This window comes from Vibrio sp. 10N (assembly GCF_036245475.1).
Classification (GTDB): Bacteria; Pseudomonadota; Gammaproteobacteria; order Enterobacterales; family Vibrionaceae; genus Vibrio.
On record NZ_BTPM01000002.1, the window covers coordinates 1,147,237 to 1,169,810 of the forward strand.

Annotated in this window: 17 protein-coding genes and 1 pseudogene; 11 read left to right on the forward strand and 7 right to left on the reverse strand. The window is 47.1% G+C overall.

Going from position 1 to position 22,574, the window contains the following annotated elements:
• Positions 1–383 precede the first annotated feature (383 nt).
• A complete protein-coding gene (locus AAA946_RS21340; RefSeq protein WP_338166759.1) occupies positions 384–2,276 on the forward strand; it encodes a DUF3604 domain-containing protein in 1,893 nt (630 codons plus the stop codon).
• A 77-nt stretch (positions 2,277–2,353) separates the two neighbouring features.
• On the forward strand, positions 2,354–3,148 hold the full coding sequence (locus tag AAA946_RS21345) for a sulfite exporter TauE/SafE family protein (protein ID WP_338166760.1): 795 nt from the start codon (positions 2,354–2,356) through the stop codon (positions 3,146–3,148).
• Positions 3,149–3,165: 17 nt separating this feature from the next.
• Here AAA946_RS21345 and AAA946_RS21350 read toward each other — a convergent pair whose 3' ends face one another.
• On the reverse strand, positions 3,166–4,038 hold the full coding sequence (locus AAA946_RS21350; RefSeq protein WP_338166761.1) for a LysR substrate-binding domain-containing protein: 873 nt from the start codon (positions 4,036–4,038) through the stop codon (positions 3,166–3,168).
• Between the two features lie 181 nt (positions 4,039–4,219).
• On the opposite strand from AAA946_RS21350, the gene AAA946_RS21355 reads away from it, so the two are divergent.
• The 5 genes and pseudogenes from AAA946_RS21355 to AAA946_RS21375 form a co-directional block, all read left to right on the forward strand.
• Positions 4,220–5,311 (forward strand): phosphonoacetaldehyde reductase, encoded by a 1,092-nt coding sequence (locus AAA946_RS21355; RefSeq protein WP_338166762.1) that lies wholly within the window; start codon positions 4,220–4,222, stop codon positions 5,309–5,311.
• 12 nt (positions 5,312–5,323) lie between these two features.
• Entirely contained in the window at positions 5,324–6,169 is an 846-nt protein-coding gene (locus AAA946_RS21360; RefSeq protein ID WP_338166763.1) for a phosphate/phosphite/phosphonate ABC transporter substrate-binding protein, read from the forward strand.
• 54 nt (positions 6,170–6,223) lie between these two features.
• On the forward strand, positions 6,224–7,039 hold the full coding sequence (phnC, locus tag AAA946_RS21365) for a phosphonate ABC transporter ATP-binding protein (RefSeq protein ID WP_338166764.1): 816 nt from the start codon (positions 6,224–6,226) through the stop codon (positions 7,037–7,039).
• Between the two features lies 1 nt (position 7,040).
• On the forward strand, positions 7,041–7,841 hold the full coding sequence (gene phnE / locus AAA946_RS21370) for a phosphonate ABC transporter, permease protein PhnE (protein WP_338166765.1): 801 nt from the start codon (positions 7,041–7,043) through the stop codon (positions 7,839–7,841).
• Positions 7,842–8,034: 193 nt separating this feature from the next.
• Positions 8,035–8,712, forward strand: a pseudogene (locus AAA946_RS21375) (adenosine deaminase); the annotation flags it as partial.
• Positions 8,713–8,786: 74 nt separating this feature from the next.
• On the opposite strand, the gene AAA946_RS21380 reads toward AAA946_RS21375, so the two are convergent.
• The 3 genes from AAA946_RS21380 to AAA946_RS21390 are packed head-to-tail and all read right to left on the reverse strand — an operon-like array spanning position 8,787 to position 10,569.
• Positions 8,787–9,221, reverse strand: coding sequence for a hypothetical protein (locus tag AAA946_RS21380; RefSeq protein WP_338166766.1), 435 nt, complete (start codon positions 9,219–9,221; stop codon positions 8,787–8,789).
• A 47-nt stretch (positions 9,222–9,268) separates the two neighbouring features.
• Positions 9,269–10,039 (reverse strand): nucleotidyltransferase domain-containing protein, encoded by a 771-nt coding sequence (locus tag AAA946_RS21385; RefSeq protein ID WP_338166767.1) that lies wholly within the window; start codon positions 10,037–10,039, stop codon positions 9,269–9,271.
• A 14-nt stretch (positions 10,040–10,053) separates the two neighbouring features.
• Positions 10,054–10,569, reverse strand: a complete 516-nt coding sequence (locus tag AAA946_RS21390; RefSeq protein ID WP_338166768.1) for a GNAT family N-acetyltransferase — start codon at positions 10,567–10,569, stop codon at positions 10,054–10,056.
• A gap of 581 nt (positions 10,570–11,150) precedes the next feature.
• On the opposite strand from AAA946_RS21390, the gene AAA946_RS21395 reads away from it, so the two are divergent.
• The 4 genes from AAA946_RS21395 (at position 11,151) to AAA946_RS21410 (ending at position 18,323) form a co-directional block, all read left to right on the forward strand.
• Complete coding sequence (locus AAA946_RS21395) at positions 11,151–12,110, forward strand: LysR family transcriptional regulator (protein WP_338166769.1); 960 nt, start codon at positions 11,151–11,153, stop codon at positions 12,108–12,110.
• Positions 12,111–12,289: 179 nt separating this feature from the next.
• A complete protein-coding gene (locus AAA946_RS21400) occupies positions 12,290–13,369 on the forward strand; it encodes an efflux RND transporter periplasmic adaptor subunit (RefSeq protein ID WP_338167219.1) in 1,080 nt (359 codons plus the stop codon).
• A gap of 8 nt (positions 13,370–13,377) precedes the next feature.
• Positions 13,378–16,470 carry an efflux RND transporter permease subunit gene (locus tag AAA946_RS21405; RefSeq protein ID WP_338166770.1) on the forward strand — a complete coding sequence of 1,031 codons (3,093 nt, stop codon included), beginning with the start codon at positions 13,378–13,380 and terminating at the stop codon, positions 16,468–16,470.
• A 368-nt stretch (positions 16,471–16,838) separates the two neighbouring features.
• Complete coding sequence (locus AAA946_RS21410) at positions 16,839–18,323, forward strand: peptide MFS transporter (protein ID WP_338166771.1); 1,485 nt, start codon at positions 16,839–16,841, stop codon at positions 18,321–18,323.
• A gap of 63 nt (positions 18,324–18,386) precedes the next feature.
• Here AAA946_RS21410 and AAA946_RS21415 read toward each other — a convergent pair whose 3' ends face one another.
• From AAA946_RS21415 to ccoN, 3 genes are read right to left on the reverse strand one after another with little or no spacing between them, the layout of a single operon-like run.
• Positions 18,387–20,543 (reverse strand): c-type cytochrome, encoded by a 2,157-nt coding sequence (locus AAA946_RS21415; protein WP_338166772.1) that lies wholly within the window; start codon positions 20,541–20,543, stop codon positions 18,387–18,389.
• Entirely contained in the window at positions 20,540–21,151 is a 612-nt protein-coding gene (locus tag AAA946_RS21420) for a cbb3-type cytochrome c oxidase subunit II (protein ID WP_338166773.1), read from the reverse strand. Before AAA946_RS21420 ends, AAA946_RS21415 begins: the two co-directional genes overlap by 4 nt.
• Positions 21,148–22,569: a cytochrome-c oxidase, cbb3-type subunit I gene (ccoN, locus tag AAA946_RS21425; RefSeq protein ID WP_338166774.1), complete on the reverse strand. Its 1,422-nt coding sequence runs from the start codon at positions 22,567–22,569 to the stop codon at positions 21,148–21,150. Before ccoN ends, AAA946_RS21420 begins: the two co-directional genes overlap by 4 nt.
• Between the last annotated feature and the right edge of the window lie 5 nt (positions 22,570–22,574).

Consider the following 22,574-nt stretch of genomic DNA (forward strand, 5'->3'; position numbering starts at 1 on the left):
GTCCTTTTCGTAATTAAACGTTATTAGGTTTTTTATTACGCAGATATGATGATGATCATAGCACGATGATAACTTTATCAATGTGTGAGCTGTGGCTTCTTTTTTCAACTAATTGTAAAAATCCATAATCCGGTATGACGACAGTCATACTGTATCTTCTCGATGAACCTATATATTAAAAACAACGACTTACCAGGGTGCTCATATCCCCCATATTGATGTGCACCTATTTTATTTAGATATACGCTAGTTTATTAATCAATATGGCAATTATGTAACATTAAATAATCCAATCAGAATGAAGCATACGCACCAATATTAAACTAGCCACACATTAAGAAGAATAAGTTTTATTCGAGAACAGACGTAGAGAATTAGAGATTATGAATGTATATACTTATTTAGATGACGTTGCGGCTTTTCGTGTAACACAACAAGCAGAAATAGAAGTGAATGGTGAGTACGAATGGCGGCTAGAAGTTGAGCCAAAATGCACATTGCCATCAGGCACCAAGTTTGTCATTACAGTTCAACCATATCAACATCAACTATCTGAAGAGTATTTACAATGCTACGACTACTGGAAACCGAGCTACATTTACGCATTAGCTGATGAAGAAAGTCTAGAAATTGATGTCGCCATCAAAAAAGTCGACACAAACTTTAGTCATATTAACCGTTGGAAGGACTCTTCTAGACAAGCTCATATCACTCTAATTGACGAGTTTCAAACCGGACAGTCGTTTTTTATTCAATTTGGCGGTGTAGACAGGCTATTTTTGAAAGGTGACGCGGCGCCAACCCGAGTCGGTATTCGTGCATTCAACGACGACGTATGTCGCATTGAGAAAACATTTGATATTACCTTAGGCGACAGTGATGTCACTCGACGCCTACCCGTCTTTCCCGACATAACACTTAAGCCTGGAACCGCCACAGAGCTCTCACTCGTCGCACCAACCCTGGTTGCACAAGACGAGCCATTCAAACTCACCATGCTCGCAATGGACAGATTTGAAAATCCGCTCAAACATTATCAATGTGACGCATTAACGGTTGTTTTCACTAACCTTGATAGTGGTGAAAGACTCCAGTTCCACAATGTTCCATATGGTGATGTAGAAGCACGGCTCCCTGCCGGTCGTTACCTTGCAACCGTAGAAAATACCGAACTGCACATTGCTCCTGCCGCCATCAAAGTTGCAGAAACAGTGCAGGAAAAAATATATTGGGGTGATACTCACACGCACTCCAACCTAACAGCCAACATTCGTGACAATGATTGTGGTGCCTACCCTCGCAATGCTTACACCTATGCTAAAGATGTTGCTCGCCTCGATTTTGTGGCGCTATCTGAACAAACCTTCACCTTTAACGAAGACCGCAGCCTTAATATCGATAAAGCGACGTGGCAAGAAATTGGTGAACAATGTGACAAATTCAATCAAGAAGGAACATTCGTCACCTTCTGCGGCTTTGAACTCCATGGCAAACGTGGCGATACAGTAGTGCTGTTCAAGAACTCACTTTTAGAAGAAAAGTACCCAGATCGTGAAGTCACCATAATCCATGATATTTGGGATATCTACAAAGGGCGTGAGTTCATTACCATTCCTCACCTGCATAGATTCTGTAACGGCCGTAACCCCAAACACGTCGACAACCAAGACGCCAAGTTCGAAAAAGGGTTTGATCTTGCCAATTGGGAGCCTAGCAGTACCGATGAAACCATGATTGAAGTCTATTCCGCTCAGTGGGGTAGATTTGAGTACGCGAAGAATCCTATGGTTCATAAAGCTCGCAATAACGTCAAAGACAACACGGTCGTAGATTTCTTAAATCGTGGTAAAAAGTTTGGTTTCGTTTCCAACAGTGACGGTCATGACGGCAACCCAGGCTATGGCGGCATTACTGGTGTTATTGCGGGCTCACAAACCCGTGCGGATATTTTTGATGCCATGAAAGCGCGTAGAACCATTGCCACCACCCATCCACGTATGTTCCTAGACCTCAAGGTAGACAACGTACTCATTGGCAACGACGCTAACCGCGCAGATGCCTATCAATTGCATATTGAAGCGATTACACCGAATCCAATGACTAAAGTCGAGCTTGTTGTTAACGGGGAAGTTTTTGAGAAGTGGTCCGTCGGTGGCCACAAATTTGACATCACCTTGGATGAATTCTCATTAGAGGAAGAAGCAGCTTACATTTACCTTCGCGTATTCCAAAAAGATCACAATATCGGTTGGACAAGCCCAATCTGGATTAAGTAACCATCAGGTAACCTCATAGACCTCTTTTCCAATCATGGGTTAAGAGGTCACTGAAATATAGGCCTTTGGAGCTCATCATGTTAGCGGACATTCTCACTCTTCCCCTTCATCACATCACGTACGCAATTATCATTGGTATCGTTGTTGGAGGCCTTATGACCATGACAGGTGTCGGTGGCGGAGTGATCATTATTCCAGCGTTACAACTTAGTTTTGCTATGCCGATTGTGACTGCTGTTGGCACCGCAAGTATTATCGCCACCTTAATCAAGATAAACGCCGCGTTGAATCATATTCGCTGCAAAAATGTAAACTGGAGCCATGTCAGGATCATCCTTATCAGCGCTGTGCCTACGCTCATCATTGCCACTGAGATCATCGTAAGATCTGCCGCTACCCCCTCACTTCAGTCCGTTACCGAGAGTTTTGTGCAAGGCTGCGTTGTTATCACTATGGCTGGTGCATTCGTTGCTTTGTACCTAGGGCGTAAGTCAAAAACGGCATCTTGTCATCAACAAACAAGCATGTCCGCAGCTCTCAGCGTCGGTGCATTAAGCGGCTCAGTGCTTGGCACAACGGGTATAGGTGGTGGCGTAATACTGCTACCTGCGCTAAAAAATGTTCTCGGCACAACAGTCAAGCAAGCTGTGGGTAGCTCTATCGTCATCGCCGTCATCCTATCTGGGGTAACGGCCGTTCGTTATAGTAGTGGCAGCCAAAGCAACGTCGCGATCGGGCTACTCGTTGTTTTAAGTTCTTTTATTGGCGTAAAGGTTGGCATTAAAGTACTCGAAAAGACATCTGATAATGCACTAATCAATCTGTCATTGTTCGCTATTTTAACTAGCCTAGTGACTACAATTTTTCTATAACTAACAGGATCCTGAGCTCATGTGAGCATCTCCCCCTCACTCAAAAACCGTTTCAATATCTTAATGATAGGCAGCGCCTCTAGCTCCTTTAAATAAATCAAATAGGACTTAGACTTGGTTTCCAAGTTACGGATGCTGAGCATAGTGATATCAGGGTGCGGCTGAAACTCGTGTAGCCCGACATAGCTAATACCCAGACCATAAATACTAGCTTCTCGTACCCCTTCTCTGCTGTCGATTTCGAGATCGTTTTGAATATTGATACCGCGTTTTAGCAATTCGTCTTCTAATATTTTCCGAGTCGTGGAGCCATGCTCTCGATGAATGATCTTGGTGTTTTCTAACTCTTCTAAATCGATTTCAGTACGAGATGACAAAGGATGGGATTTGGGTACAACCAACACCACAGGCTGCTCTGCAATTTTCTGCGAGACGAGCTTAGGATTAGGATCTCGATACGCCAGCATCGCGGCCTCAAGCTCTCCAGATAACACCGCGTTGCGGATTTGCGCAGAGCCTCCAGTCGACATAGTGATTTCCACTTGCGGGTAATGACGTTTAAATCGCTCGACTAATGGCAATGCGGCTGCTGGGCTTACCGCGCCCATTTTGAATTGACCGACTTTCAAAGCTCCGTTGGCTTCAAGCAGTTTTTTTGCGCGCTCTTGAATCGAGAACATTAACGTAGTCTGTTCAAACAATTGACGACCCACATCGGTGAGTCGGTTATTGCTCCGCTGACGAAAAAACAGCGCCACGTTGTAACGCTGCTCTAGCTCTTTTACCTGCGCCGTTATGGTTGGCTGTGATACGTTGAGGGCCTTCGCCGCCTCTGAAAAACTACCCAACTTGGCGACTGTATGAAATGAGCGTAACTGTGTGTGCTTCATAATGAGGTTCCCATCACTACACCTAAGTTCTGACTAATAACTCAAGAACTCAGTGAGTTAGCAATCCATTTCTACATCGTTTTTTTCTATGTTGCGCTCCATTAAATAGTATTTTCATTAAATAAAAGTGTCACTTTTATAAATTAAATTCATCACATCAAAACAAATTAGAGATAAATCGATGTGGAAATTTAATAACCCAGTCAACATCCTATTTGGTGAAGGTTCACTGTCGGCGTTAAGGCAACAGCTCAACAACCGACGCTACGCACTAGTGACCTACGACAACGCTCACTTCGCTGCAGTTGCTACAGAAATTAAAGCGCAATGTCCGGGCTGCGTGACTGTGCTCAATCAAGTCGCAGAGAATCCAGATCTCGCCGACCTTGAGGCCATCTGCGCTGCCTTTGAGCCTCATCAAGATGAGATTGAAGTATTAGTCGCACTAGGCGGCGGTTCTGTCATCGATACCACCAAAGCGCTTGCGGTTGCGAAAGGTGAAAGCCGCATCGTGGCGAACGTCCTCAAGCAAAACGCACCTGTCGAAAACCCGCTGCCAATGGTTGTCATTCCAACGACAACTGGCACAGGAAGTGAAGTCACGTCATGGGCGACTATTTGGGACAAAAACAGCGGCTGTAAGTATTCACTCAATGACTCCGCACTATTTCCAGAAACAGCGATTTGCGATCCCGCTTTAACACTGAACCTTCCGGTGTCACTCACCATTCAAACCGGCCTAGATGCCCTCTCCCACGCCATGGAGAGTATTTGGAATCGCAACGCGAACCCGATTTCTTTGGTTTACGCGACGGAGGCCATTGCTCTAATTCGAACAACATTACCAAAGCTGGTCAACGAGCCAGGCAACCTCGGCCTTCGAGAGAAGATGATGAAAGGCTCGCTGCTCGCCGGGCTGGCATTTTCCAATACTAAAACATCCATCGCGCACAACATGTCTTACGCGGTGACACTAGAAACCGGCTTGCCGCATGGCATCGCCTGCTCATTCACTCTGCCTGCCGTGCTCTGCTCATTTGCATTTAGTGACTGCCCAACGGCGCAGCGCTTGCGTCAGCTATTTGGAGACGATCTCAACGGTGCTGCAAAAGAGCTAGAGAGCTGGATACACAAGCTCGATGTACATACCAGCCCAGAGCATTACGGCTACAGCAAAGAAAAATGGCAGCAAATTGTCACCGACGCACTAGACGGAGAACGTGGCAAAAACTTTCCAGGCTGCTCTCAACAATTACTGAATCAATTTATTTAAAGGAACGACTCCATGAACATGAAGCAGACACTGCTTACTCTATCTCTAGCGGCAGCATCATCGCTGACATCATTTAGCGCATCGGCACTGGATGATTTAAAAATCGCTCTGATCCCATCAGAAGATTCACGCGCCATGATCAAGCAAAGTGAAGCCCTGATCAAAGGACTCAGTGACCAATTAGGCGTTAAGGTCGAAGGGTTTGTTGCCACAGACTACAACGGTGTGATTGAAGCGTTGCGCGCAGGACACGTTGATATCGCTTACCTTGGTCCATTCTCTTATGTTAAGGCTGCAGAAATTGCCGATGTTGAAGCCTTCGTAGTAGCCGAAACAGCGGAAGCGGGTGATGTGGCTTACCACAGCCAAATCATTGCTCCAGCGAGTGCAACCGACATCAATACCCTCAAAGATCTTAAAAACAAGAACTTCGCTTTCGTCTCTCCAACGTCCACATCTGGCTATGTTTTCCCTTACGTTGGACTCAAAAATGAAGGCATTGAGCCACGTGAGTACTTTAAGAACGTGGTTTATACCGGGGCACACGATGCCAACATCCTCGCGGTCAAACATGGTCGAGTGGACGCAGCAACCGTTGCCGATCGCATCCTCACTTCTGCTGTAGACAAAGGCATCATCGGTAAAGATGAATACAAAGTAATTTGGAGATCAGAATCGATCCCTGAGTCTCCAATGGTTTGGCGCAACGACATTCCTGCTCACGACAAGGCAAAGATCAAGCAAGCGTTCCTATCCATGGAGTCGGTTCAGTTTGGTGACCAAGGTGTCGTGAACCGCTATATCGAGACCAACGATGCAGCCTACAACCCAGTTCGTGAAGCGGCGAAATTTAAATAACCCAATTCAAGGTTTGGTGCTGCCTGTGAGCGCCAAACCACAAAGAGGTAACTCATGCTTAAAGTAAACAATCTCCACAAATCTTATGGTGATAACCACGTACTACGTGGTATTGACCTAACCATTAACGAGGGAGAATTTGTGGTAATCCTTGGCCCATCAGGGGCAGGAAAATCGACACTCTTACGTTGTATTAACCGCTTAACTGAGGCCACCAGCGGCGATATTGAGCTAAACGGACACAACATCGCTCACGTTCAGGGCAAAGCGCTTACCCAAATTCGCCAAGCTGTGGGGATGATTTTCCAGCATCACAACCTCACCAAACGTCTTTCGGTCATTAAGAATGTATTGGTCGGCCGCATGGCCTCACTTCCGTTTTGGAGCTGCGCACTACAACTGTTTCCAAAACAAGATGTTGAGGTTGCAAAAATGTGCCTAGAGCAAGTTGGACTCGCCGACAAAATCGATGCTCGTGCCGATAGCCTCAGCGGCGGTCAGCAGCAACGCGTAGGCATTGCCCGTGCACTGGCACAAAACCCACAACTGATGCTCGCCGATGAGCCAGTCGCGAGCTTAGACCCAAAGTCTTCCCGTAAGGTGCTGACATACATACAAAATAGCTGTAAGCAACGAAATATCGCAGTGCTTTGTAATCTCCATCAAATTGACTATGCGATGGAATTTGGCGAGCGCATTGTTGGACTATCCAATGGCAAAGTGATCTTTGATGGCTTACCTGAAGATCTCACACCAGAAGTCGTCAACCAAATTTATTCAGGTTTAGAAGATGACAGCATCAGTCAATTGGTACTGCGCATGGCAGAGCAAAGACGTCAACAACGCATTCAACAAGAGAAGGTAGCGTAGAATGAAAACTCGTCAATTACAGTTCATCGCCAATCCACCAAAGCACGGCTGGTGGATCGCATTACCTATTCTTATTGCGCTTTACGCTGTGTTGCACTGGTCGGCCATTGGTGCTCGCATGGATATCTCAGCACTTGCTAACGGCCTGCCATGGATTTGGGATTTTCTATCTCGTATGCTGCCACCGAATATAGGCTACATTACCGAAAGCCTCATCGGTCCTGCGATTCAAACATTGCAGATCGCGTTATGGGGTACAGTTCTTGCGGTGTTATTAGCGCTCCCTATGAGCCTGCTGGCTGCAAAAAATATCACCCCAAGTAAGCCGCTATACCATATCTCTCGCCAAGTATTAAATGTACTTCGCGGTATTAATGAACTGATCTTAGCGCTTATTTTCGTTGCTGCGGTTGGCCTTGGCCCTTTTGCAGGCGTTTTAGCGCTATCGCTTCACGGCGCGGGTATGGTAGGAAAGTTCTTTGCTGAAGCCATTGAAGAAATGGATCAAGGTCCCGTTGAAGCAATGAAAGCGTCGGGCTGCTCAAAAGCGCAAATCATTTTATTTGCAGTGTTACCACAAGTCTTTCCAAACTGGATCAGCGTGATCCTCTATCGTCTGGAGGCCAATATTCGTATCTCGGCTGTACTCGGCATGATTGGTGCTGGTGGCATCGGTTTTGAGCTAATGACATCGATGAAGATGTTTGAGTACGGCGACACGGCGGCCTGTGTGCTCGTAATTCTTGGATTGGTATTTGCTACCGACATTTTATCTGCAAAGCTCCGTCAGATGATCCGCTAAACCTTCACTCATTTTTTGGATTCAACTCGGTAGACACGCGCTAGTGTCTACTGGGGTCTTATCCCAACAGTCGTTCAACTGCTCTAGATCTTTCCAAGTTTTAGCCACTCTCAACTTCACTTGGTTGATGGCCACACCAATTCACAATCAGTTTGCGCATCCAAACGTGGCTCGGATCGGTATTAAGGTACCTATGCCAGAAGAATGTAAGAACCTCGACGAATACTTAGATTGTTTCGCTCTGCCTCTACAAATAATGCAGAATAAAGGGGCGTTAGAGCGCATTTCGTTTGAGCTGTTTGAAGACGCGGCAAAAGAAAACGTCAAATACCTAGAGGTAAGATTTGGGCCTTTGCTCCATCAACAAAAAGGCTTAGAACTTACCGAAATCATAGACAGTGTCGCGAAAGGAATGAAACGAGCAGAAGCACTCTACGATATCCACGGCAACTACATCTTGTCTGTGCTACGTGGCATGCCAATCGATGACATCAAATCTGTCATTGATGCCGAGCGTATTGGTCACGGCGTGCACATGAAAGATCACGAGCAGGCCTACTCTATTGTAAAAGACAAGGCGATTGCGCTTGAGCTATGCCCAACAAGCAATGTGCAAACCAAATGTGTCGCAAAGTTTGCTGACCACCCTGTGAGTGAGTTCCATAAAGACGATGTGGTCGTCACCATCAACACTGACAACCGTACTGTGTCTAACACCACGATGACCAAAGAAGTGGAGAAGGTGTGGGAAACATTTAAACTCACTAAAGAGGACTATAGAAGCATCTACCTAAGCAGCGTATCTAAATCTTTTGCGTCCAAAGAGATCAAGCAGCACCTACTTGGTTTTGAAAGCCAAATCATGGTGTAGCCGAGAATATGTAAGAGTTGCGGTAGCCGTCCTACTGGCTATCGCACTTCCAGCTCGACATCATTCAACTTTGATCAATTAGGCTTAATCTGCGCCAGTTTAAGATAAGAGTGCAGCTCATCGTTCTTATGCTCAATCGCAGAATGAATGTTCACGTCTGCATTGCCCACTACGCCAAAGGAATAGCGATTATCCCCTTTGATGATTTCCACATGTAAGATGCCGTCAGCCAATAACCACGTCCCCTGAGTTTCAAAACGATCAAACAATCGGTACTCATTTAACGTGCCATCGGCATGAAACACCACTTCGGTGATATATCCCTCTGTGCACGTTTTGATCCAATGAGTGTTGGCTACATCGATAGGAACAAACTCTCGTTTGCTGTTTTGCCATTCCTGAAACATTATTGGATCCACGGTATCAAGACTCTCTTGAGTTGGTAATGCCAGCTTTTTAGTGTGTGACTCTCGTAGAAATAACTGGCTGAGGAGCTGGTTTTTTGTCATATGAGATCCTTTGGTCGGCCATAAAGCGGCATTAAAACTTGTGTGAATCATATTATCCATTTGTGGTTTAAAAACTGACTAAACCCCTCAAAAAGATAAAGTGCATCTTTAGGTGCTATTAGATCTCCAGTCGCCACCTGATAGATTTTTTCAAGCTCTTCAATATGATTCGGATAATGTCGGATGCAGGCCTCAAAACATTGTTCCAAATTTGTGTACCAACTAGGGTCACGTTCCGCGACAAAGTAATAAGCAGTTCGTAGTAACTTTTTTCCAATCACTTTTTCAATGCCATACTCTGAGCCTGTTAACAGTTTGGGGAGCATTTGTTCGGTGAACTCAATTAGGTCGCCATTGATCGCCAATGCAATATTGTGGCTGGGCTTGTGCCATTCAAATCGTGTCGACAAATCATTGCCCCAGACACAACAGCAACAATGCTTAAGCCAAAACTGCCAGCGGTAATACTCACCGGCTTGCAAAACCTCATCGACATGACCGATATCTAAGTCGATTTTACTTATCTGCGGGTGACGCCTTGGAAAATCGCGCGCTATTTCTTTAAAAGTCTGGCGCTGGGCCTCACTCTGAGGATGTTTAAGAACAATAGAAAGATCGAGATCCGACTGGCCGATCACCGCGTTGCCGCGACCAATACTGCCGTACAGATAAATTCCATCGATTTGATCAGGCAGTGTTGCCGTCAGCTCGCCAATTGCAGCGCCCACTACGCTGTTAAAGTCCGTTTGAATATGTGAAGGTGAGTAGATGTTGCGTATGTGGCCCTGCTCATCCAACCCATTGTCGAGTTGTACCATCTGTTGTCCTTGGGTTATAACGACTTCTTCAAGCTTAATGTCACGAGGTCATCACTGTCGTATAGTGTTTGTGATGATGGCGACATCCCTAACTTTTTGAGGATCCGCAGCGACGCCAGATTCGCTTTTACTGCAACACCAAACACTTCATCTAGGTCGTGATTGTCCAGCGCAAACGTCATTGCCGCTTTCGCTGCCTCTAATGCGTACCCGAAGCCTTGAAACTCTGGCAATAGACCGTAGCGAATATCGTGATACGGTGAATCTGGTAATTGTTCAACACCTGCATAACCAATCACGATATGGGGCTGGTCTCTAAGTGCCACGGTGAACGTGCCAAAGCCCTTTTCCCAATGCGCTAGTTTTTGCTCCAAGTATGAACAAATATACTCGTGACCAAACGGCTTGCCGGTTGGTAGAAATCGAACGACGTCTGGATTGGTGAGCAATTTTACATAGAGATCAATGTCGGAAGGCTCGGTCACACGTAATAGCATCCTGCTGGTTTCAATTGATAACTTATCAGCCATGTTTCTTCTTGTCTCTATGGATGTTTTCTTCCTTAGTTCACTATGTTGCGAATTACCTAACAAGGTTTCAAGGACTATAAGTGCATTGTGTCGTTACCACTCACATTGTTACCTCAATTCAACCGAACAGCAGCGCTTTTATCACAAATATCGCCCAGATTTGCAGTGCCAAATATTCCAGCTTTATCCAAAACTCCATAACAGACCCCAATCCTTTGGTTTTCCATGACTTCAACCTACCAAGCTGAGTGGAGATTTACAGTGAGGATTTTTCAAGATGCACCCCATCAAATGAAGGTTGATCATAGTGCCAAGCTTTCTGATAAGTATCGCTAATGAGGCTAGTAAACAAAGATGATTAGTCCCGATAACTGCTTGTTTCTACAATGCCGCTCACTCAACAGGGATTGAGACATTATGATATGAGCAGTTATGATGTGCTTGATACTGACTCTCTCTCGTTTACGGTTGGCTATCGCTTCTAACGCCTTTACAGCTTGTAACTATTTACTACCAGAGCCACCAATCGAATTGTTGGCTCTTTGACATTTCACAGCCACAACGTGTTAGGGTCCTCGGTGATGCCACAAACAAGAGTAACCAGCTTGGCCAAAAATCGATTTAGCAATCTCGACCTAAATTTACTTCGTGTATTCAAAGTCCTATTAGAAGAAAAGAATATGCGCAAGGCCGCAGAGCGCTTGTTTGTATCTCAACCCGCGGTCAGCCAGTCTTTGCAAAAACTCAGACATCATTTTGACGACTTGTTATTTGTTAAAGTCAAAACAGGGCTTGCCCCGACCACGTATTCCGAACAACTTGCACAGGAGCTTTTACCGCTACTGCATCAATTGGAAAGCGTTATCAACGCCAGTAGCGAATTTGATCCCGCCGATCTTGAAGGGGAAATCACCATCGCTCTGTCATCGCAGTTTGTGTTCTCGGTGTCTGGGCAACTCTACCGCCATTTCAAGCAGCAAGCCCCGAAACTAAGCGTGAACATCACCTCATGGAACGAGCACACTATTCAGGATATCGAAAAAGGTGAAATCCTGTTGGGTGTGAACGCTCCCATCACCGAGCAGTTTCCTTTCTTGGTCGAACAAGAGTTGACTGAACTGACTGCAAAATTGATCGTCAGGCGCGAACATCCGGTGATCGGCAGTCCCATAACTCCAGAAAGCCTTGTCTCCTACCCTCTGGCACGACTGTTGGTGAGTGACTATAGCAAGCACAGCAGCCCGACGGTTGATACTTTCAAGCGTTTGGGCTTTGACTTAGAGGTCGGGTTTGCCTCTGAATTCCCGGTCGTGCTTATTGATGTGTTACGTCACTCCAATATGTTTATGGGTATTAACGATTGTTTTCCTATCCAAGACTATCCCGATTTAGTCATGCTCGACCCTGAAATGGATGTTCCTGAGGCCCACTACACTGCCAATGGTTATTTCCATTCTCGACATGCCAATAGTGAAATGATGAACTGGTTTACCCAATCTTTGTCTGATGTGTTTGAACGCAGTAAACAGCATCGTGATTGAGCTTTAGATTGCGTGACCTTTCAAAAACAACTAGCAAAAGCAACTGGTTATTTCCGGATCAACGTCACACCCTTACCATCTTCTTGGTGTTTTACCATTCATTAATATAACCAAGGTAGACAGTAACGAAATTCATTGATTACCCTATATATTGCAGTTAGTTGTATAGGAAATTAATGATGCGCCCCCAAAAAACATTAATAAAAGCATCGATATTAAGCGCTATGGCTCTACTCATCGGCTGTAGCGAACAAAGTGACACAGAGATGACCGCTGTCGAGCCGTTGACAGTGTCAACAACCCATGTAGAGCTGAAACCTTCATATCAGGTAAAACGCGAATACGTAGGGACTATCAAGGCAGGTCAACAAGCCAATCTTGGGTTTGAGCTCGCTGGAAAGGTTGAGGCTATCTTAGTCGATGTCGGCGATACCGTGACAAAAGGTGCTCCGCTGATCCAGCTCAACACCGACCTTTTGCAGACCGAGCTTGGCCAGCTAAATGCGCAAGACAGAGAAGTACGCGCTCAACTCAACCTCGTCAATGCCAACCTAAAGCGTCAACAATCACTTAAAACAAAAGGCTTTAGTGCCGATGCAGAAATCGATGCATTGACCAGTGAAAAAGGCGTATTACAAGCGAATCTAGTGCGACTTCAGGCGGCAATCAACGCCAACAAACTCAGAATAGACAAATCCACCATTCTTGCCCCCTACGATGGACGTGTCGCCGAGCGTCACGTCTCATTGGGTGATGTGGTCAATGTCGGCACACCAACTCTTGTGCTGCTTGCAACAGAAGGCAAAGAGGCTTTTATCGGTATCCCTGCTCAGCAGCTCAAACGCGTAACAGCGCTTAGCGCCCCAACAGTGCGTGTCGGTAACAATGAATATTCCGTAGCGCTGCTCAACCCAGGAGCCATGGTCGATACCCTATCGAGAAGTGTTGGACTGAGATATCAACTTCCAGAAGGCTCAGATGTGCTTGAAGGACAACTGGCCTATCTTTCGTTTGATGAAACAGTACCAGACAAAGGGTATTGGGTACCGCTAACAGCGCTGATTGATGGTCTTAGAGGCGTATGGAATGTCTATGTCGTTGGCGATAATAACCAAGTAGAAAGGCGCAGTGTGAATGTACTGTATGCCGATAGCGAGCGAGCCTTTGTCTCCGGTGCCATTACCGATGGTGAAGCGATCATTGCCAGTGGCTTGCACCGCGTCGTGCCAGGACAGCCGGTTGAAATCGCAAAACAGTAGGGAACACTATGAAGCTTATTGATGCGATTACCAATACTCGTTTATTGCTCCTAATCACCGCCCTGCTCATTGTAAGTGGTCTTGCTGCCTTTACCTCACTTCCGCGCGCTGAAGATCCGATAATCAGCAACCGATTTGCCAATGTCACGACCAGCTTCCCAGGTGCCAGTGCCGAGCGCGTCGAAACTTTAGTGACCGAGGTAGTAGAAAATAAGCTGCGTGAGCTAAGCGAAGTTAAACTCCTCACATCGAGCTCTCGTCCCGGCGTTTCCATCGTCACGATTGAACTTAAAGACGAAGTTGTTAAACCAGAGCCAGTCTGGTCGAAAGCAAGAGACAAGCTTTCTGACGTTGAACCTCTACTGCCCTTAGGGACAGCGCCCCCGGATCTCGACAGCGATCATACCTATGCGTTTACCGTTATCACTTCACTGACTTGGGATGGGGCTGGAGATGCGGATATATTAACTCTAGGACGCTATGCCAAAGAGCTAGCTAAACGCCTGCGTACCTTGTCCGGCACCGAATTTGTTGACGAATATGCGATGCCGGAAGAAGAAATCCAAGTTAACCTGCGAACCGCTGACGCCGCAGCTTTTGGCTCATCCAGTATTCAAATCGGTGACAGTCTACGCGGAGCCGATGCGAAAAACTCTGCGGGTCAATTAGTGAGTCAGTACTCACGTTTTGGTTTAGAAATTGAATCCGAGCTAGACTCGATTGAACGCATCAAACAAGTGCCGCTGCTGGTCGCCAAAAACGGTCACATTATTCGCGTTGAAGATATCGCGACCGTCTCTCGAAGTCAGAAAACACCCGAAAAGGAAGTCGCGATTATCGACAGTCACCCCGGCGTCATAGTTGCAGCGCGCATGGAGCCGCAGCTGAGAGTGGATCAATGGACAATGCGAGCCAAAACCGTCATTGATCAGTTTGAGCGCGAATTACCAAGCAATATTAAAGTCACTCTGTTGTTTGATCAGCAAAGCTACACCACTACTCGATTGGTCGACCTTGGCCAAAGTTTGCTTATCGGTTTTTCGCTCATTCTTATTGTGTTGTTCGTTACCCTTGGAGTGCGCGCGGCGATATTGGTAGCGGTTGCACTCCCGCTAACCTGCATGATCACCTTGTCATTAATGAAAATGACCGCCATCCCCATTAACCAAATGTCAGTAACGGGACTGATAGTAGCCCTTGGGATCATGGTCGACAATGCCGTGGTGATGGTCGACACCATTCAAAGCTATCGCCTGAAAGGTCAAGCTAGGCTCGAAGCCACCATCAATGCTATCTCCCACTTGTGGGTTCCGCTACTCGGCTCAACACTGACGACCATATTAGCGTTCGCCCCCATCTTTCTTATGCCGGGAGCCACGGGGGAGTTTGTGGGTGCCATCGCGATTACTGTATCGTTTTCTTTAGTCGGCTCCTACATTTTGTCGCACACCGTCATCGCGGGCTTTGCCACTATGCTGTTACCTAGCCACGCCTCTGGTGATCATTGGTATAACACTGGGTTGCGAATCCCAGCCTTGACCAAAGGATTTAGCCAATCGGTCAGGTTAGCGATCAAACATCCCGCCATTTCCCTTGTCGCCGTGCTTGCTGTGCCGATCACTGGCTATTGGAGTATGTCTCAATTAACCGAACAATTCTTCCCGCCATCGGATCGAGATATGTTTGAAGTACAAGTGTATTTGCCCCCGCAAGCGAGTCTATACGCAACCAAAGCAACGACAGACGATGTAGATAAGATTATCCGCTCCTACTCTGGTGTTGAGCGAGTTGATTGGCTAGTGGGTGCTAACTTCCCTTCGTTTTATTACAACTTGCAAGCCACGCAAAATAACGCACCTTATTTCTCGCAAGCCATGGTGAAAATGGACAACTTCCAGCAAGCAAATATTCTTATTCCTGAGCTACAAGCAAGGCTCAATCGAGAACTTCCTGCGGCTCAGATCTTGGTTCGTAAGCTTGAACAAGGCCCTCCATTTAGGGCCCCTATTGAACTTCGCGTTTATGGCGAAAACCTCAATCAGCTCAAAGCAATAGGTGAAGACATTCGTCTTATTCTGGCCAATACTCCTCATGTCACTCATACTCGAGAAACCCTTCAGCCTGGCACGCCCAAAGTATGGCTCAAAGTGGATGAAGACACTGCGAAACTCAATGGTATTTCGCTCAATCAGTTTGCCAATATGCTGCAAGCAACATTGGTTGGCCGCGAAACAGGCTCGGTCACCGAAGGAAGTGAATCCATACCGATACGTGTCCGCGTCGCCAATGAAGAGCGCGAAAATTTATCACACCTTGGCAATTTGAGACTGCCCATCGCCTCTGAGGCTTACACCACTGGGGTCAATGTTTCCACCCTAGCCGATCTTGAACTGACCACCAGCCGCGGCGCGATCACTCGTCGTAACGGCGAACGTGTCAACACGATTGAAGGCTACATCCAAGCTGGTGTATTACCACAGACGGTTCTAAACGAGTTTCAACAACGACTGGAGTCTTATCCTTTACCTGCTGGTTATCGTATCGATTTTGGTGGAGAGTCGGCAGAGCGTGATCGTTCAGTGGCCCTACTGATATCCAACATTTCGGTGGTCGTGGTGCTGATGGTCCTAGTCGTGGTTATGTCGTTCAACTCATTTAGACTAAGCTCTATCATTTTTATGGTTGCCGGACTCGCAGGGGGCTTGGGATTGCTATCGGTCTGGGTGTTTAACTACCCATTTGGCTTCACCGTGATTATCGCAATGCTTGGCATCATGGGGCTCGCCATCAACGCGGCAATCGTCATACTTGCGGAGCTGAGAATGGATGCAAAGGCGGCCAGTGGGGATATTGAAGCATCGGTTGATGCAGTGATGTCTTGTACCCGTCATATCACCTCTACCACAATCACCACCGTCGGCGGTTTTATGCCACTGATTATCGCAGGTGGTGGCTTTTGGCCTCCATTTGCCGTCGCCATCGCTGGCGGAACCGTGCTAACGACGTTACTGTCGTTCTATTTTGTGCCTGTGATGTATCGCTTGATGGTGAAGAAATCGACTCAACACCCATCCATCGCAACGAATAAGCAAACCAGTTAAGCCGTGATAAGCACGCAGAAAATGCAACAAGTCGTGCGGCTTTGTCATACTAATTGACCCCTCTTCACACGAGAAGAGGGGCCTTGAGGTACTGTTCTTGTACACAACTCTTTGTAAAACAAAGCCTCAGCACCTGCGCCCGCCAGCTTCGATTCACAACCACATCAAGTCCATATTCAGCGACGATTCTAGACCGAGCTTTGCCTAAATGAAGCCGCTCCACATTAGTAATACTCACCCTGTTGATTAGAAAAACTCGTGCTCATGCCCCACATTCTTATCCAATGACAAAACATGTAACAAATTTTGTCTGTTACCATACAGCTGGATATTTAAACCACTTAATATGAATTATTAAGGATAAAGTTATGTGGAACAAGTTAAACAAATCCATGATGTTCTGCCAAATGATGTTTGGGCTGTCATTTTATGGCGTTATGGTAATACTCACTCGATTCTTTCTTGAGAACCTCGACTATAGTGAAGCAGACACTATGATGGTGGTCGGCGCGTTTTCATCCATTGGCCCACTGTTCGCGATAGCAGGTGGCTTCATCGCCGATAAGTTTTTAGGTGCGTGTCGCTCGCTAACTATCGCTTACCTTGGGTTTACCTGCGGTTATGCTCTACTTGTATTAGGAGCATCGACCGTGAACATTCCAATGAGTTTGGCCGGTATTGCTCTTGCAAGTTACGCTCGTGGCTTAATGTCCCCTTCTTATCCAAGCCTTTATAAGCGCACGTTCAAAAGCCAAGAAGATTTTGAGAATGGCTACCCGGTGAATTACTCCGTCAATAATGTTGGTGCACTGCTTGGCCAATACCTATTCCCAATGTTTGTTCTGGTGATTGGTTTCTATGGCAGCTTTGCTCTGTCTGGCATTTTGGCCTTTGCCGCTCTATTTATGCTGTTTACGTTCAGAAAACAGTTACAGGGTATCGGTGCTGACATCGACAAAGCGCCAGTTTCGAGCGCGAACTGGATCAAATTTGCAATCACCTCTGTGGCGATGATCGGCATGGTATTCTTCATGTTCTCCAACATGGATATTGGTAAGAACATCGTTTATGCCATTGGTCTTGCAGCGATCGGCTATTTCATCTCTCTCATGTTCAAAGCAGAAAAAGCCGATGCACTGCGTATGGGCACCATTATCATCGTGACAATTCTTACCACGGCATTCTTTGTTTATTACGGACAAATGATGACATCAATGACCATGGTGACCATCAATACTATGCGTGGCGACCTGTTTGGCATCATTCCAATCGCCCCTGAAGCGTCAATGTCAATGAACCCACTGTGGTGTATCGTGGCAGGCCCTGTGATTGCCGCAACCTTCTCAGGTCTAGAAAAGCGCAATATTCACTTCACCACGGCGACTAAGATTGGCTTTTCATTCATCATGACTGCGATTGCCTTTGGTATCTTGGCGTTTGCTGTGAAAAACGTTGGAGAAGATGTCATTATCCGCCCAGAAGTATTCTTGGTAATCCACTTCTTCCAAGCCTTTGCAGAAGTCATCGTAGGTTCACTGGTGGTAGCGTTTATCCTATCTGTAGCGCCCAAACATATTGAAAACTTCTCGGTAAGTTTATTCTCTGTCGCTATTGCACTGTCTGGAATTGTTGGTGCGGTATTCTCGACTTCCATTGCTGCCGAGAAAGGCCAAGAGATCACCCAAGAGTTTGTACAAACGGTGTACGGTGACTACTTTGGACTACTCACCATGTTGGCCGTGGTGATGGTACTGGTTGCGCTGCTCTCTTCGATAGCGATTCGCAAGATGCTAGCGGCCGCCGATGCACATCAACCTAAAGAGCAAGTAGAGTTGACCGAAGCGGAAAGCTGATTTAAAAAAGCTCGTTACTGAAGCTGTAACGAGCTTTTTAATTGTGTTCAGCTAACTCTGTAGTCAGTTGACATTGATGCTACCATCACGCTGATCATACATTTCAGGCGTGACGTGTAGCCCGCCGGAATAGCCGGCTTTCTCTAGCATTTCCCTAACTTGCCTGACATCCTCTTCCGTTACTGGTGCCTCACGAGCCCCCAGATTGAGTCGAACAAAACTGATGAGCTCAGCCAATTTCTTATCGGATAACACGTCCTCAAAACTGGCCATTGGCATAAAGTTACGATCTTTATCTAAGTAAGTAGGCTGAAGCCCACGAATCGTCACAGCAATAGTGTTGAAGGGGTCACTGTGCATAATGATGCCATTGTTTAGTAAAGTCGGCGCAATAGGATCTCGGCCTTTACCATCCGCACCATGGCAGGCTCCACAGGTTTGATTGTATACCGCGTATATGTCTTGTTCATACGAGGCTTCATCGAACCCTTTAGGCTCTAGCCTAACCGCAGTTTCGCTGATCAGATTGTGCGTATCCCCCGCGAGTAGATAATAAGACATTGACTCGATATCTTCTCTCGTCATCAGGCTTAAGCTGTTTTTAATCACATCAGCCATACCCGCAAAGGCACTGCCTTTGTCAGAATGCCCGGTGTGTAAAAAGTCCGTCAGTGAAGTAAGGTCCCAGCCGTCGATGAACAATTCATCTGCGGTGATATCAGGCGCGTGCCAGCCATCAATGAGGTTTCCTTGGAAAATCCGCTTGTTATCCAAAGCTTGAGCAATATTTCGTGGTGTGTGGCACTCAGAGCAATGCCCAAGCCCAGCCACCCAATACTTACCGCGCTGCCATTTGTCGACGTCCTCTACTATACCTTGAAGCTCAGCAGGTAGTTCGTAATCCATTGGCTTGCGGTCAGCAAACACAATGTCCCATGCCAGCAACCCCAAACGAATATTGGATGGGAACATCATCTGGTTGGCGTCATTGCGTCGCGGTACCGCCGCGATGGACTGCATGTACGCCCACATATCTTGTAAATCTTGCTCGGTAACATGCTGATAGGAAGTGAAGGGCATGGCTGGATAGAGATAGCCATGTCTGCCTTTGCCATCCACCAACGCGGCTCTAAAATCCTCGTAATCATAGCTACCGATGCCCTCGGTAACATGAGGCGTGATGTTAGTAGAGAAAATGGTTCCGAACGGAGTCACAAATGGCAAGCCGCCAGCAAATGGCTCTCCGCCTTCAGCGCTGTGACAAGCGACACAGTCCCCCGCGTGCGCTAGGTATTCACCGCGTTGTACCGCTTGCTCATCCAGCGCAGCAAGTCGATCATCATTTTGGACCCGAGCGGCAGTGATGTACGCGCCAATCGCCAAGATCTCATTTTGGGAGAGCTGCTCTCCAAACGCTGGCATCACATTGTTGAGCCCCCTACGAATGGTGTGCTGGATTTCATCAATACTCCCGCCATGGAGCCAAATATTATCCGAAAGATCCGGTACGCCCGTTTCGGTGTTCACCAAACGGCCATCCCCATGACACGATGAACAGGTCTCTACAAATAACGCTTTCCCAAGCTCTACTTTGACATCCGGTACATCAGTATGCCTTTGATTCAATGACGCGAGGTAGTATGAGATCTTCGAGATTTCATCTGGCCGCAACACGTCGACCCACCCAGGCATAGCCCCGTTACGCCCTAATTCAATGGAGTGAATAATCGCCTCATCCGATCCACCGTATAGCCATTCGTTATCGATAAGGTTTGGGAAATGTTTCGCCCCTTGAGCGTTGTCGCGATGGCAGGCGGCGCAGTGCGTTTGGAACAACATTCGTCCAGACGAGACTATTTCTTTATTGCCTGCCAGCGCAATAAGGGATTGATCTTGTGCCTGTTGCAACTGCGCATCGAGTGTCGTGGTCGGCGCACTGAGTTTGTCATCGGCTTGATCGTAATTGAGCAACCCTGCCCAGCCACTGAGGCCCGGATACAAAATCAGATAACCGATTGAGATAACAAACGCGGCAAAGTAAGCGACAAACAAAATCGTCGGCGGCGGTGCGTCTTTTTCTTCTATACCATCAAAGGTATCTAGCACTGCATCCTTATCGGCCTGATGGTTAGTGCGCCAGTATTTGATGATCACAGCCACCATTAATACAAAGAAAACAACGGTGCCTATGGCGGCCCATAGAGTCCAGAAACTACTCATTGCACGTTCTCCTCAGCCGTATCCACACCAAGACTTTGCAAATAGCGGATCAGCGCTTCACCTTTCGTTTTGCCTCTTACTTCGAGTCTGGCATTCGCAATCTGGTCATCAGAATAAGGTACACCAAGCGTTCGCAGCGTCTGCATTTTTCCAGCAATCGAATCTCCAGACAGGACTTGCTCAAACAACCAAGGATAAGCGGGCATAATAGAGGTTGGGACCACGCGGCGGGGGTCAATAAGGTGGATGGTATGCCATTGATCGGAATATTTCCGCCCTAGGTTAGTGAGGTCGGGACCAGTACGCTTCGAGCCCCATAAGTTTGGAAACTCATAGATATCATCGGATTCTTGGTTGGCTCGACCATTTCGTTTTACTTCAGGTTCAAGCGGGCGAACCATCTGCGTATGACATACATGGCAACCTTCGCTAATGTAGATATCTCTGCCGGCCACTTCGATTGCCGTCAAAGGTTTAGCTCGGCTTTGCTGCGCCAGCTCAGGGGTACGCAGTAAGTTTGGCAGTACCCACACCAAGATGGAAAAAGACGCCACCACCGCGGTCGACACAATCAATATCACTAGAGACTTCGTAAAATCAGCATTCATGCTACGCCCCCCTCACGACTTACTCGACGGGTGAGCGGCATACGCACAGTCTGGTAGAGATTGACCGCCATCAGCAATAAACCCACGACAAACAACGCCCCTCCGAAGAATCGCAAGAATAACCAAGGTGCTTTAAAGTTCATGGCTTCCACAAAGCTGTACTGCAACTCGCCGTTGTCACCCTGTGCTAACCACATGACGCCTTCACCAATCCCAGCAACCCACAATGCAATGGCATACAAAGCGACGCCCGCGTGCGCAAGCCAGAAGTGCCACTTCAGTAATCGTGGCGACCACAGCTCGCCTCTTCCCCACAACTTTGGAATAAAGTAATAAAACACAGCGATACCGGACATGCCGACCCAGCCCAAAGCGCCAGAGTGGACATGACCAATCACCCACTCACTGTTGTGCGCAATCATGTTGAACCAGCGAATCGCAAGCAATGGACCTTCAAAGGTGGCGAGACAGTAGTAGAGAATGGCAGAGAAGAAAAACAGCATAATATAGTCCGTTTTCAGCTTCTGCTTGTTTTGCAATAGGGTCATGGCACTGTTGAACGCCCCTGCCCAAGAAGGCAGCCAGAGGATCAGCGACATCACGATACCAATATTTTGTACCCACATCGGAACCGAGCTGTAAATGAGATGGTGAGTCCCTGCCCAGGTATAAAAACCGACAAGCCCCCAAAAGTGAATGATAGAAAGCCTATAAGAGTAAATGGGGCGTTCTGCGACTTTCGGTATGAAGTAGTAGTTCATACCAATCACCCCTGCGGTGAGCAAAAAGCCTACAGCATTATGGCCCCACCACCACTGAACGATGGCGTCTTGTGCTCCCGCATACACAGAGTAGGACTTCATCAAGGAGGCGGGCATGGCCAGATTATTAATAACAAAAATCATCGCTATCACGATGATAAAGGCGGCAAAGAACCAGTTCGCCACAAAAATGTGCGCGACTTTGCGCTTCGCTATCGTGCCAAAAAACAGCACGCCATACAGGACCCAAACCAACACGATTAATATGTCGATCGGCCACTCCAATTCGGCGTACTCTTTCGATGTCGTGTAACCAAGTGGCAGGGAAATTAAGGCCAGCAACAGAACCAATTGCCAACCCCAAAACACCATCCATGACAGGCTTTTGTTGAACAAGGCGCACTGGCAGGTGCGCTGCACTATGTATAAAGAAGTCCCCATGAGTATGTTAACCACAAACCCGTATATCACCCCTGATGTGTGGAGTGGCCGCAATCGTCCAAACTGGAAATACTGGGAATCAAAATTAAGTACAGGCCAATAAAGCTGTGCCGCTAGAATGACGCCAATCACCATGCCGGCAATGGCCCAAATCAGCGACGCTAGTATGAAGTATCTGACGACTTTTGTGTCGTAATGGTTCGCCGTGATGTCCATGATGG